This window comes from Peptostreptococcus stomatis DSM 17678 (genome assembly GCF_000147675.1).
Taxonomy (GTDB): Bacteria; Bacillota; Clostridia; order Peptostreptococcales; family Peptostreptococcaceae; genus Peptostreptococcus; species Peptostreptococcus stomatis.
In genome coordinates, this window is record NZ_ADGQ01000035.1 from 55754 (window position 1) to 69820 (window position 14067).

The 14067-nt window shown below is 39.4% G+C and carries 12 protein-coding genes; all 12 read left to right on the forward strand.

The window, feature by feature from the left end; genetic code table 11:
- Positions 1–15: 15 nt before the first annotated feature.
- Positions 16–762 (forward strand): DNA repair protein RecO, encoded by a 747-nt coding sequence (gene recO / locus HMPREF0634_RS03425; RefSeq protein WP_007789079.1) that lies wholly within the window; start codon positions 16–18, stop codon positions 760–762.
- Positions 763–799: 37 nt separating this feature from the next.
- Entirely contained in the window at positions 800–1408 is a 609-nt protein-coding gene (locus HMPREF0634_RS03430) for a DUF4342 domain-containing protein (protein ID WP_007789019.1), read from the forward strand.
- Between the two features lie 92 nt (positions 1409–1500).
- On the forward strand, positions 1501–2385 hold the full coding sequence (gene glyQ / locus HMPREF0634_RS03435) for a glycine--tRNA ligase subunit alpha (RefSeq protein ID WP_007788980.1): 885 nt from the start codon (positions 1501–1503) through the stop codon (positions 2383–2385).
- Complete coding sequence (glyS, locus tag HMPREF0634_RS03440) at positions 2378–4447, forward strand: glycine--tRNA ligase subunit beta (protein ID WP_007788954.1); 2070 nt, start codon at positions 2378–2380, stop codon at positions 4445–4447. Before glyQ ends, glyS begins: the two co-directional genes overlap by 8 nt.
- A gap of 258 nt (positions 4448–4705) precedes the next feature.
- Complete coding sequence (locus tag HMPREF0634_RS03445) at positions 4706–5290, forward strand: DUF3793 family protein (RefSeq protein ID WP_007789104.1); 585 nt, start codon at positions 4706–4708, stop codon at positions 5288–5290.
- A 13-nt stretch (positions 5291–5303) separates the two neighbouring features.
- A complete protein-coding gene (locus tag HMPREF0634_RS03450; RefSeq protein ID WP_007788983.1) occupies positions 5304–5729 on the forward strand; it encodes a flavodoxin in 426 nt (141 codons plus the stop codon).
- A gap of 248 nt (positions 5730–5977) precedes the next feature.
- Positions 5978–6880 (forward strand): alpha/beta fold hydrolase, encoded by a 903-nt coding sequence (locus tag HMPREF0634_RS03455; protein ID WP_007789034.1) that lies wholly within the window; start codon positions 5978–5980, stop codon positions 6878–6880.
- Between the two features lie 93 nt (positions 6881–6973).
- The gene (locus tag HMPREF0634_RS03460; protein WP_007789081.1) at positions 6974–8902 is read left to right on the forward strand and encodes an OPT family oligopeptide transporter; all 1929 of its coding nucleotides are present in this window, start codon (positions 6974–6976) and stop codon (positions 8900–8902) included.
- Positions 8903–9151: 249 nt separating this feature from the next.
- Positions 9152–9997 carry an N-acetylmuramoyl-L-alanine amidase family protein gene (locus tag HMPREF0634_RS03465; RefSeq protein ID WP_007789039.1) on the forward strand — a complete coding sequence of 282 codons (846 nt, stop codon included), beginning with the start codon at positions 9152–9154 and terminating at the stop codon, positions 9995–9997.
- Positions 9998–10093: 96 nt separating this feature from the next.
- Complete coding sequence (locus HMPREF0634_RS03470) at positions 10094–10846, forward strand: DeoR/GlpR family DNA-binding transcription regulator (RefSeq protein ID WP_007789118.1); 753 nt, start codon at positions 10094–10096, stop codon at positions 10844–10846.
- A gap of 127 nt (positions 10847–10973) precedes the next feature.
- On the forward strand, positions 10974–11888 hold the full coding sequence (pfkB, locus tag HMPREF0634_RS03475; protein ID WP_007789027.1) for a 1-phosphofructokinase: 915 nt from the start codon (positions 10974–10976) through the stop codon (positions 11886–11888).
- Positions 11889–11978: 90 nt separating this feature from the next.
- Positions 11979–13853, forward strand: a complete 1875-nt coding sequence (locus HMPREF0634_RS03480; protein ID WP_007789051.1) for a PTS fructose transporter subunit IIABC — start codon at positions 11979–11981, stop codon at positions 13851–13853.
- Positions 13854–14067 lie beyond the last annotated feature (214 nt).

A 14067-nucleotide genomic window follows, 5' to 3' on the forward strand; every position in this document is an offset into this window, starting at 1 on the left:
ATTTATGAGGTAGAAATGATAGTTTTAGATACACAAGGTATAGTTCTGAGGGCCGTCAAGTACAGGGACAAGGACTTGATATTGACCATTTTCACCAGGAAATATGGCAAGGTTTCAGCCATAGCCAAGGGGGCCCAGGGGCAAAAGAGCAGGTTCTTATCTGCATCCCAACTTTTTTCCTACAACAACTACAACATGAGAAAACAGAAGGATATGTTCACCCTTTACCAGGCTGATAATATAAAGAGTTTCTATAATATATCCATGGACTTTGAGAGTTTTTCCTATGCCTCTTTTATAATAAAGTTGGTAGAGGCCAATATTGTAGAGGGCCAGCCCAATAACAGGCTCTTTGAACTCCTGGCCCAGACCTTATTTTTGTATTCTGAGAAGATAGATAATAAAAATTTGGTCTTAGATGCCTTTTTACTAAAATTTGTAGATTATATGGGTTATAGGCCCCAGCTGGACAGGTGTACAATATGTGGCAACAAAAATTTGAAATATGCCGTATTTTCTGTTGAAGATGGGGGTTTGGTATGTAACAATTGCCACAAAAAGGAAAAATTTTTTATAAAATTAGATCAAACTACTATATCACTTATGCAATATATACTAAATAATGATATAATAGTATGTAGCAAAGCAAAAGTGGCAGAGGTCTTGGTCAGGGAGCTCTTTTCTTTATTAAAGATCTACCTGATCAACTATTTTGAAAATGTCAGTTTCAAGTCACTAGACCTCTTAAAAACGTTAAAGTAAATATCTATTTTTTAGAACTTGAGAAAGGATGAAAATTATGGCACAGATAACAATTGAAATGGTAGATCAGGTATTGGATAGACTTCCATATGCAACATACAAGGAAGCCAGAGAAGCCTTAATCAAGACTGATGGCAATGTACTAGACGCAATTATATATATTGAGTCAGGTCAGAAAGATATGGGTTTTGAAAACAAGAAAGAATCTATACGCAGGTTTGGGGAAAATATATCCCAGGAGTCAGAGAAAATAAGGGGCCAGCTAGGAGACCTATTTAAGAAGACTACTGTTGTCAGAATAATTGTAGAAAAAGAAGGTAAGATAATGTTGAACATACCCTTGACTATTGGTGTGCTGGGTGTAGCAGCTATGCCAGTCCTATCCCTATTGGGCCTATCAGCAGCAGTTCTTAGCAAGTACTCAGTCCTTATCACAGATGAGGCTAGTGGGGAAAGTGTTGATATGGGGAGTTTGACTCCGGAAAAACTAGAAATCCTAAAGGAGATTATATTTAATTCCTTTGAGGACATAAGGGAGACATTCAAGAAGTCTAAGGATGAAGACGAAGATGATTCAAGTGATGATATCATATATGAATTAATCAAGGAAGAAGATCCTAAAAAGGAAGATTCTGAAGAGAAATAAAAGGCTAAATAGTAAGACAGAGAAAGACTAAAGAGTGAATTAGATTCCATAAATAAGGTGGATGAAAAAAGAAGAATCAGGAGGAAATATTTATGAATTTTCAAGAAATGATTTTGACTTTGCAAAATTTCTGGGCAAAGCAAGGTTGTATAATGACACAGCCATATGATGTGGAAAAGGGTGCTGGAACTATGAATCCAAATACTTTTCTTAGATCACTTGGGCCTGAGCCATGGAGTGTTTGTTATGTAGAGCCATCAAGGAGACCTGCAGATGGTAGGTATGGGGAAAACCCTAACAGGTTGTACCAGCACCACCAATTTCAGGTAATCCTAAAGCCATCACCAGATGATATACAGGACCTATACCTAGAATCTCTTAGGGCTATAGGTATTAATCCAGATGAACACGATATAAGATTTGTTGAAGATAACTGGGAGGCAGCCACAGTAGGAGCCTGGGGTCTAGGCTGGGAAGTCTGGCTTGACGGTATGGAAATCACTCAGTTCACTTACTTCCAGCAGGTAGGGAATATAGAATGTGAATTAGAGACTGGTGAAATCACTTACGGTCTTGAAAGAATAGGTATGTATATACAGGACGTAGATAGTGTGTATGACCTAAAGTGGAATGATGAAATCACTTATGGTGAAGTTTTCAAGAGGCAAGAATATGAAAACTCTAGATATGCCTTTGATGAATGTAATGCAGAAATGCTGTTTAAGTTGTTTGATATGTATGAGGCAGAGGCAGTGCGCCTGGCTGAGATAGGCTTGGTAATACCTTGCTATGACTATGTATTGAAGTGTTCTCATACATTTAATACCCTAGAGGCTAGGGGGGCTATCGGTGTTAGCCAGAGGGCAGCCTTTATAGGTAAGATTAGGTCCTTGGCCAAGATAGTAGCAGAATCCTATGTTAAACAGAGAGAAGAACTGGGATATCCATTATTGAAGGCAGGTGAAATCAATGAATAATTATCTATTATATGAAATAGGCGTAGAAGAAATGCCATCAAGATTTGTGGAGTCTACTCTTGGTCAGTTGAAGGACAACCTTACAAGGGCCTTGACAGAAAACAGGGTTGGTTTTTCTGAAATTGAAACTTATGCAACACCAAGAAGACTAGTCCTAGTAGTAAGGGGCTTGGCTGACAGGCAGGCAGACCTAGAAGAAGAGGTAAAGGGTCCATCTAAGAAGATTGCCCTGGCAGAAGATGGTAGCTTTACAAAGGCAGCCCTTGGATTTATGAAGGGTAAGGGCCTTAGTGAAAAGGACGTATACTTTAAGGACCTGGATGGAACTGAATATATATATGCTACCTTAAAGGAAACTGGTGAAGATACAGAGAAAATCCTATGTGATGTCCTGGGAGAGATAGTAAAGGCTGTAGTATTCCCTAAGTCAATGCGTTGGGGCGGAAAGAACATGAGGTTTGTAAGACCTATAAGATGGCTTTTAGCCTTGATGAATGACAGGGTAGTACCAGTAAATATGGAAGGTATTGTAGCTTCTAACAAGACTGTGGGCCACAGGTTCCTTGGATCCAAGTCAATAGAGGTGATAAGTATAGAAGACTACCTGGCTAAGTTAGAAGAAAACTATGTAATACTTGACCAGGCCAAGAGAAAGGCTATAATAAGAGACCAGATAGACAAGGTGGCTGCCAGCATAAATGGTAGGGTAGATATGGATGAAGACCTGCTAGAAGAAGTAACTTATATAGTAGAGTATCCGACAGCCTTCTATGGTGAATTTGACAAGGAATATGCCAGCTTACCGAAGGAAGTAGTTAAGACTCCTATGAAGGCCCACCAGAGGTATTTCCCAGTAGTGGACGATAGGGGAGAACTATTGGCTAACTTCATTGCAGTTAGAAATGGTAATGACTACATGATAGAAAATGTTAAGAAGGGTAATGAAAAGGTACTTGAAGCTAGACTAGCAGATGCCCTATTCTTCTTTAAGGAAGATAGGAAGAAGGCCTTAGTAGACTATAGGTCACAGCTAGATACGGTTGTCTTCCAGGAAAAGTTAGGTACCCTACTAGACAAGTCAGAAAGACTTTACAAGTTGGCAGGAAAGATAGCTGATGAAATAGATGCAGGCATAAAGAAAGACCTGCTAGAAAGGGCAGCCTACCTATGCAAGGCAGACCTGGTAACTAGTATGGTATTTGAATTCGATGAATTACAGGGATATATGGGTATGGAGTACTCAAAGCTAGACAAGGAAGACCCTATTGTATCCGAGGCCATCTATGAACACTATATGCCAAGATTTAGTGGTGATGAAATACCTCAATCAGCAGAGGGTGCCATCCTATCAATCGTAGACAAGATAGATACTATAGCAGGTTTCTTTGCCATTGGTATCCAGCCAACAGGTTCTGCTGACCCATTTGCCCTTAGGCGTCAGTGCCTGGGAATATTGACTATCCTGCTTGAAAAGAATATAGAGCTAGATATAGCTAAACTAGCTGACCTGGCCCTAGATCAGTACGCTGGAGTGGACTTTGACAAGGATGTAGTAGTTGACCAGATAGTTGCCTTCTTCAATGAGAGGACTAGGGTAATGTTTAAGGATTTGGGTATCAGGTACGACGTAGTAGATGCAGTCCTTGCCAGTGATGAAAAGAACATGTCAGACCTATATGCCAGGGCTCAGGCTATAAATGCCTGGATAGATAATCCTAGCCTAAATGATATGTTGGTAGCCTTTAACAGGGTATCAACACTAGCAGAAAAGGCTGAAGGTCTGGATATAAAGGAAGCGACCCTTCTTGAAGCTGCAGAAAAAGACCTATATGCCAAGTTTGTCCTGGTAGAAAAGGAAATAGAAGACCTTATGGGACAGAAGAAGTATACAGAGTCACTGGATTCTTTCGCTTCACTGAAGCCAGCTATAGATGCTTTCTTCGATACGGTAATGGTAATGGATGAAAACCTTGATGTTAGGAATAATAGGCTAGCCCTACTTGCTAATATCTATAAGGCCATGTTAAAGATTTGTGACCTATCAAAGATAGTGTATAAGTAAATTGTAGACGTAAAACCTGTAAATAGGTTTAAAAGACGGGTATAGATAGACCTTGAGCTAACTCTCAATATGAGGCTTAGTTCAGGGTCTATTTTTTATATTTATATGTTTGATGGACAGGATTAAAACCAGTAGACAAAATTATCGAAAATTATTATCAAAAATCATTGACAGAGATTATCAACATTGTTATAATAAAAATGGGTATTGATTGATATAAAAAATCAGTACCCTATCTAAGAAAGGTTGGTATATTTTATGGCAGACGTAAAGTTTGAAAACATACTTGCATACTACTGCTCTCCGGTTTTGACAGGGGCAAAGGTTTCTAACTTGGTATCCATATCAAAGAAAGAATTGCCTGACTATCGCAGACTGGTTCAGTACTATAATAAGAGATTTGAAAAATATGATATTAAAATTAATCCAATATGCGAGTGTGGACAGAGAATTTTAGTTTTTGTCTATAAGCAGTCCCAACTCTACCAGTACTTGAGAATGTCCGATGTAAATACAATCCTGGAGGATTATGGTTACTCTAGCTCATGGTCACTAAACAAGTATATTGCTACTTTGAAAACTAGGATGAGCAGGGGAGACTTCCCCCATGAAATCGGTGCATTTTTAGGCTATCCTGTATCAGACATACTAGGATTTATAGAAAACAATGGCAAGAACTATAAGTATAGTGGCTATTGGAAGGTCTATGGAGATGCTGAAGAGGCCAAGGCCTTGTTTGAAAAATATGATAGGTCTAGGTGTATGATGATGGAAAAGATGAGTTGTGGAGAGTGTTTGGAAAATATATTAGGCCAATTTAAAAATCAATTATACATAGCATAGGAGGAATTAGAAAATGAAGAAAGTTGGAGTTTTTTATTGGAGTGGAACAGGTAATACACAGGCAATGGCAGAAGCTATTGGTGAAGGACTAGCAAAGGCTGGCGTAGAATATGATGTAATAAATATTTCAAATGATCCTGGCAAGAGTGTAAAGGACTATGAATCTCTAATATTCGGTTGTCCATCAATGGGATCAGAAGTTCTAGAAGAAGCTGAATTTGAACCATTCTTTGAAGAAGCTGAAGGTTCAATAGGCGGTAAGAGAGTTGCTCTATTCGGTTCATACGGATGGGGAGATGGAGAATGGATGAGAGACTGGCAGTCAAGAGTTGAAGCAGCTGGTGCTAACCTATTCGACGATGGATTAATCGTTAACGAAACTCCAAACGAAGAAGGCATAGCTCTATGCGTAGAATTAGGAGAAACATTCGCAAGATAGTTGATACTTGCCATGATGAGATACTTCCATTAAGCATGTATTAATCTGCATGTCTGCTGGTAAGATCAGAAGATATTAAAACGTAAATTAGCATATTGAGTGATTTGATTTATATCAAGTAAATTGAGTCTTTTTGATATACCCTAAAGATAAAATAATCAGTGAAAAGAGGCCTACCCTATAGGTCTCTTTTTATTTACTTATATTTTCCTGACTTGTATAATAGTTAGTAAAGGGAGTTGATTTAAGTGGATAGGTTAGAATGGTATTTTGGAGAGAGAAATATATATGCATCAGAGTGGCCAGTTGAAAACCCAAGGGGGGTAGTTCAAATAGTCCACGGCATGATAGAACATATAGACAGGTATGAAGGCTTTATCAGAAAATTGAATAAGGAAGGATATATAGTGGTTGGTGATGACCATATGGGTCATGGCAAGTCTGCTAGTGGTAAGAAAAATTTTGGTATCTTTACAGGGAATTGGATGGACCTGGTAGAGGATATAGGAGACCTTCAAAGGCAGACTGCAGCCAAGTATCCAGACCTACCCTATATCATGCTAGGGCATTCTATGGGGTCTTTTGCAGTCAGAACCTATGCATCCCTATATGGGGATATGATTGATGGCCTTATCGTTATGGGAACCGGCCATGTGCCACTAGTGGCCTCTAGGTTTGGCTTGTTAGTGTCTGCCATTATTGGAAGCTTGAAGGGCGAAAAGTATAGGAGTAAGTATTTACACAAGGCTTCGCTAGGATCCTATAATGACAGGATAGAAAATAAGAGGACCATATCTGATTGGTTGACCAGGGATGATTCAGTTGTAGATTCTTACCTATCAGACAGGTATTGTAGGTTTATACCGTCAGTTAGCATGTATAGGGCCATATTTGAAGGTGTTGACTACGTGGCTAGGAGGAAGAACATAGCCAAGATGCCTAAGGACCTACCAATTCTCCTGATATCAGGCCAGGAGGACCCTGTTGGAGACTATGGCAAGGGGGTAGACAAGTTTTATTCAATCCTCGAAGACCTAGGCTTCAAAAGAGTCACAAAAAAAATATACCCAGGGTGTAGGCATGAGATACTTAATGAGCTAAATAGAGAAGAAGTAATAAAATATATTTTTAACTGGATAGTTAATATTTAGAAAAATATGCAGAGTATGTTATTTTGTGGTATAATAGGTCTTAGGTTAGAATATTATTTTTAATTTAAATTTTTAAGAAAGGAAAATGTGATAATGAGTGCTAAGAAATTATCAAAAGAAGCTTACGGTGGCGTAAAGGGTAAAGATTATGTACCCTACAATACCGATAAGACAAAAAGAGGTTCAAATACTGTAGTTATGATCATAGGTATGATCCTGGCAATAGTATTTGCAGCTTCTACAGCCTATTCAGGAATGAAGGCTGGATTAACAGTTGCAGCAGGTATACCTGGATCTATAATAGGGTCTGCCTTTGTAGCAGCTTTTGCAAAGAAGAAGGGTCTATTAGGAAAGAACCTTGTTCAGGGTATGGCCAGTGGTGGTGAATCAGTTGCCAGTGGTTTGATATTCGTTCTACCAGCAGTACTATTGATTGGCAGTAAGATATCTTTTGTTGAAGGTCTTGTAATAGGTCTAGGAGGTGTCCTATTTGGTCTAGGAGTTGCTTCTCTAGTTCTTGACTACCTAATAATAGAAGAACATGGTAACCTAATGTATCCGGAATCTATGGCTATATCTGAGACACTAGTTGCATCAGAAGGTGCCGGAGATTCAGTTAAGTTCATGGGAGTTGGATTTGTAATCAGTGGTATTATAACAATTTTAACAGGTTCATTCTTAAACCTATGTAACAATGTTTACAGTAAGTTAGGAGAATCATTCTACAAGTTCAAGTTTGAAATAGAAGCTAACCCACTACTATTAGGTATAGGATTCATAGTTGGTTTAGAGGTTTCTATATCAATGTTTGCAGGATCTATCCTTTCAAACTTTGGTATACTTCCTTTGATTGGTTACTTCTCTGATATGGCTCACCAGAGTCACCATGTATGGAATAATGCTTCTACAGCAATTGGTCAGATGGATGTAAATACAATCTCAGGTGCCTATGTTAAGTATATAGGTGCGGGTATGATGCTTTGTGGTGGTGTAATTGGTGCTATCAAGCTTATCCCAGTTATAGTTTCATCTATCAAGCAGACTATGGGTGCTAAATCTGCTGGTGTAAGCCAGGAAGGTGTTGGCGTTCAGAGATTAATCCTTATAGGTGGTATAGTACTAGGTTTCGTTGGTGCCGTAATGGTATCAGGAAACATATTAATGGCTATAGTAGGTATAGTGATTTCATTTATCCTATCAGCTTTATTCGTAATAGTTGCAGGTAGATTGACAGGTACTATAGGTACTTCAAACCTACCAGTTTCAGGTATGACAATTGCATCTCTAGTTATAGCGACTCTAGTATTTGTTATAGCTGGTTGGACTGACCCAGCAAGTAATAAGACTCTATTGATGTTCGCATCATTTATAGTTGTTGCTATAGCTATGGCAGGTGGATATGCCCAGTCACAGAAGGTTACATTCGTAATCGGTGGTAATGAACCAGAAATGCAGAAGCACTATGCTATATCAGGTATCTTAGGTGTTGTTGTCGTTGTTGGTGTAATGATTCTACTTGCTGACCAGTTGGCAATAACAGGTGCTAACCCTCCTTTCGCCCTACCACAGGCTAACTTGATGGCTACACTTACATCAGGTATAATGTCAGGAGACCTTCCATGGGTAATGATTATAGTAGGTGTTGTAATGGCCCTATTCATGTTCTTACTTGACTTACCAATCATGACAGTTGCTATAGGTTTCTACCTACCAATATCTACAAGTTCTATCATATTGATAGGTGCCCTAGTTAGAGTTCTTGTAGAAAAGATGGCTAAGTCTGAAGCAGAAAAGCTTGCAAGAGTGTCTAGAGGTATCAGTTTATCTTCTGGTCTAGTTGCTGGTGGATCTATAGTAGGTCTAATAGGTATCATACTTCAGGTAACTGGTGTTGTTGGTGGACATACTCCAGAGGGATTTGCTGCTGGTAATGGTATGGCCCTAGTATTACTGGCCGCCATGGTAGTCGCGACTTTTGTTGCAATTATGGCTACTAAGGTTAAGCTACACGAGGAAGAATAAAAAATATTTTTATAAATTTGAATTATACTTGCTAGGAAGCCTATCTTATAGGTTTCTAGCTTGTGACAAGGCCCAGTTTGAGGATTACTCAGACTGGGTCTTTTTATGTCAATTTTGTGAGTCACCTTTTAGTAAAACTTCATATATATGGCATATTCTGCTTGAATTTGACAGTTTTTTTTGGTATGGTTATAAATAAGAAGAAAGTATAGGATAATACTTAAATTAGTTTAGAAAGTAGGAGAGTTTATGAGGAAGTTAATTTATGTGTTTTCATTGTTAGTAATGGCCTCAGTGCTATTAGTAGCATGTGGTCCAAATAGTCAGAGGGCAAGTAGTGGCGGGGTTAACCAGTCACAGACCCAAGGGTCTGATGAAAATTCTACCAGGTCAAAGTCCAAGAAACCTGACCAAAAGAATGATAGAAAAAATGAGGATGAAAATGATAGAAAAGGTAAGACAGGCAAGGGTCATACTGTAGTAATTGATCCGGGCCACCAGGAGGCAGCCATGAATGATCTTGAACCAATTGGACCAGGTGCCAGTCAATCCAAGCCAATGCTGTCATCGGGAACAAGTGGAGTTGCAACAGGTGTTCCAGAGTACCAACTAGCCCTGGATGTATCCTTAAAGTTGAGGGATGAACTAAGGGCCAGGGGCTACAAGGTTGTCATGATAAGAGAAGACAACCACTGTCCGATTAGTAATAAGGGGAGGGCAGAAATTGCCAACAAGTATAGGGGTGCCGTATTTTTAAGGATACATGCCAATGGAGATTCCAATCCGTCAACTTCAGGCATGCTAACCATGTGTCCGGCAAGTGACAACCCCTACACACCAGAGATTATAGGGGATAGCAACCGTTTAGCCAGGCTTGTGTTAGACCAGATGGTCAAGTCTACAGGGGCTACCAGTAAGGGAATAATAGAAACAAACAATATGAGTGGTATAAATTGGTGCAAGATACCGGTAACGATTATAGAGATGGGCTTTATGTCTAACCCGGATGAAGACAGGTTATTGCAGACTGAGGACTACCAAAAGAAGATAGTAGATGGAATTTCAAATGGAGTAGACAAGTACTTTGAGATATAGGCTGAGTTTATTTTAGAATGATTAAAGTTTATATTTAAAGGGTTTTACCAGAAGAAAGAATAATAATATAGTATATAGTTAAAGGAGATAATATTGATGTTAACAGAAGAAAGACAGGCCTATATATTAGACAGGGTCAATAAGTTCAACACCGTCAAATTGAAGGACCTGGTGATAGAATTAGGGGCTAGTGAGTCAACGATAAGGAGGGACTTTGACGACCTGGAAGACAAGGGCCTGATTAAGAGGATTCATGGGGGTGCCATGAGTATAGATGGTGCCTTTACCTTTGACAATACGATTTTTGAGAGAAGTGAAAGGGCTCTGAGCGAGAAAATAGCCATAGGAAGATACTGTGGAAACCTGGTTAAGGATGGAGACTTTGTATATATAGATGCAGGTACTACCTGTTATGAAATAATCCCCTTCCTAAGGGGCAAGGATATAGTAGTTGTTACTAATGGAATCCACAATGTAGATAGGCTACTAGAAAATAACATCAAAACCTATATCTTAGGTGGTTATGTGAAACCCCTGACTAAGGCTGTCATAGGGGAAGAGGTAATCTTAGACCTGGGCAAGTACAGGTTTACCAAGGCCTTTATAGGGGCCAATGGTATCAGTGCCAACTCATCAATCACTACGCCAGATATCAGTGAAGCCAACATCAAGGCAGAAGCTATCAGGAGGTCCAAGGATGTCTATGTGGTGACAGATTCTAGTAAGTTTGGCAAGGTATCTTTTGCCAAAATATGTGATTTAGATGAAGTTTCTATAGTTACAGATGCAAAGAAAGAGGTCATAGACAATAGAATACTTGAAAATACTAGGATAATCAGTGTAGAATAATGATGAAAGAAATTGAAAGAAAATTATAAAAAATGGTTGATTTTATAAAAATTTTTTGGTATACTAAGCATATAGTGATAGAAAATAAAAGAAAATAATATATTATGACAGAAAAGAGGTGCATTTCATGATATATTCAGTAACACTTAATCCATCTATTGACTACATAGTCCATTTGAAAGAATTCAATGAAGGAAAGTTAAACAGGTCCGAGGGTGAATATGTAAATGTCGGTGGCAAGGGTATAATGGTGTCTAAGTTGCTCACCAATATAGGTGTAGAAAACAAGGCACTAGGATTCCTAGGTGGTTTTACAGGTGACTATATCTACTCCTGGTTCAAAGACCAGGGGATGAAAGAAGATTTCATCAGAGTAGGCCAGAATACGAGGATAAATGTCAAGCTTAAGGGAAAGCAAGAAAGCGAAATAAATGGCAAGGGTCCAATTATAAGTGACGAAGAAGAAAAAGACTTCTTGGATAAATTGGCAGGCCTAAATGAGGGTGATACAGTCATTATATCAGGAAGTGCGGCACCAGGGCTTAGTAAGGATATCTTTGACCAGATAATTAAAACATGCAAGGATAAGAAGGCTGACTTTGTAATAGATACCAGCGGTCAGGCCCTAAGAAAGGCAATAGAATCAAAGCCCCTATTAATTAAACCAAACTTCGATGAAATAAGCGAACTTTTCGACCAAGAATTTACTAGCAAGGAAGAAATAATCCCATACGGTAAGAAGTGCCTTGATATGGGAGCCCAGTACGCAATAGTCTCTATGGGTGGAGACGGAGCCCTATTCTTTGATGGTGACAATGTATATTATGCACCAGCTGTAAAGGGTGTCCTGGTAAACTCGGTGGGGGCAGGAGATTCAATGCTAGCAGGTTTTGTAGGTAGTATAAAGAGTGGGCTAGAACCACTAGAGGCCTTTAAGTGGTCGGTTGCCAGCGGCACAGGAACTGCATTTTGTCAGGATATAGCAACCAAGGACCAGATTGATGAAATCTATAAAAAGATAAAAATAGAAAAGTTGTCATAAGGAAGTCGTCAGCTTGGAGAGTAAGTTGACCCAAAGTATCTTGAGAGTCTTTTGAGGGATGCTTGATTTAAAATTAGTAAAGGAGTAATTATGAAAATTTCAGATTTGTTGAAAAAAGAAATTATGATTATGGACCTTAGTGCCGATACTAAGGAAGGTGTAATCGATGAAATGATCGCTAAATTAAGCGAAAAGAATATGATAAATGACCCTGTAGCCTTTAAGCAGGAGATTATGAATAGGGAAGAATTATCATCAACAGGTCTAGGCGATGGTATAGCAATGCCCCATGCCAAGACTAGTGCAGTAAATACACCTTGTGTTCTTTTTGCTAGAAAGTCTCAGGGACTTGATTACGATTCACTAGATGGCCAGCCAGCCTACCTATTCTTTATGATAGCGGCAGAAGATGGGGCTAACAATACCCATATTGAAACCCTAGCCAACTTATCAAGACTTCTCTTAAAGCCTAACTTTATAGATTCTCTAAAGGCAGCCAAGGATGCTGATGAAGTCCTAGCCTTGGTAGAAGCTGGTGAAGCAGAAGTTACTGAGGCAAAGAAGGAAGAAGCCCAGGCTGTAGTGGATGAAGAGAGACCATTGATAGTGGCAGTTACTGCTTGCCCAACTGGTATAGCCCATACATATATGGCTGAAGATGCCCTAAAAGAGCAGGCCAAGAAGATGGGTGTAAATGTAAGGGTTGAGACAAATGGTAGTGATGGTGCCAAGAATGTATTGACTAAGGAAGAAATAGAAAAGGCTGTTGGTGTAATAGTTGCAGCCGACAAGAATGTAGAAAAGGATAGGTTTGATGGCAAGCACCTACTAAAGACACCAGTTAGTGAAGCCATTAGAAATCCGGAAGACCTAATCCAGAAGTCTTTAAATAAGGAAGGAAGTATCTTCAAGGCTAGTGGAGAGGTCAAGTCTCAGGAAGATAATAAGGAAAAAACTTCTATAGGAAGTAAGATATACAAGGATGTAATGAACGGTGTATCTCACATGCTACCATTCGTAGTAGGTGGAGGTATCCTGATAGCAGTATCATTTATGGCAGAGAGCTCATTTGGTGAAAATAGCCAGATATACAAGTTCTTGATGGATATTGGTGGTAATGGTGCCTTTACAATGTTGATTCCTATCTTGGCAGGTTACATAGCTATGAGTATAGCTGATAGACCAGGTCTAATGCCAGGTATGGTCGGTGGTCTTTTGGCAGTCAACTCTGGTTCAGGTTTCTTGGGTGGTCTAGCTGCCGGTTTTATAGCTGGTTATGTAGTCCAATTCCTAAAGAAGTTGACATCCGGTATGCCTAGGTCCCTTGATGGTATTAAGCCTATGATTATCTATCCGGTATTTGGTTTGTTATTGACAGGATTAATCATGCAGTTTGGTATAAATCCGATATTCGCAGGAATTAACAAGTCAATGAATACAGCCCTTACTCACTTGGGTACAGGTAATGCAGTCCTTCTAGGAGCAGTTCTAGGTGGTATGATGGCAGTTGATATGGGTGGTCCAGTTAACAAGGCAGCCTATACCTTCTCAATAGGTGTATTCACAGCAACTAAGTCTGGTGCCTTCATGGCAGCCGTAATGGCAGGTGGTATGGTTCCACCTTTGGCTATAGCCCTAGCTACACTAGTATTTAAGCATAAGTTTACAGACAAGGAAAGAGAGTCTGGTATGACAAACTGGTTGTTGGGTGCAACATTTATCACTGAGGGTGCAATACCTTTTGCGGCAGCAGACCCAGTAAGGGTAATCGTGAGTTCAGTTATAGGTTCAGCTATAGCAGGTGGACTAACTCAGTTATGGCATGTTAATGCCCCAGCCCCACACGGTGGTGTCCTGGTTGCCTTCGTAATGAACCCTCACCACGTATTGTTCTTCTTCCTATCAATAATTATAGGTACGGTAATATCTGGTATGATCTACGGTATCTGGAAGAAGGTTGCTTAGCCACTAGTATCAGATGATACAGAGCGTTTAAGTATTTAAGCATACAAGTATTTAAGCATATAAGATGCCCCTGAGAAGGTGGGTAATTTTCTTAAAAGCGCACAAATAAAGACTTTAAAATAAGCATAAATCTAAAACTAATAAAAACAATTAATATATGATCAGAAAGAGGAGTCTTCTCAGACCAGACCTAAGGGTCCTGGTGGAGTGGGCT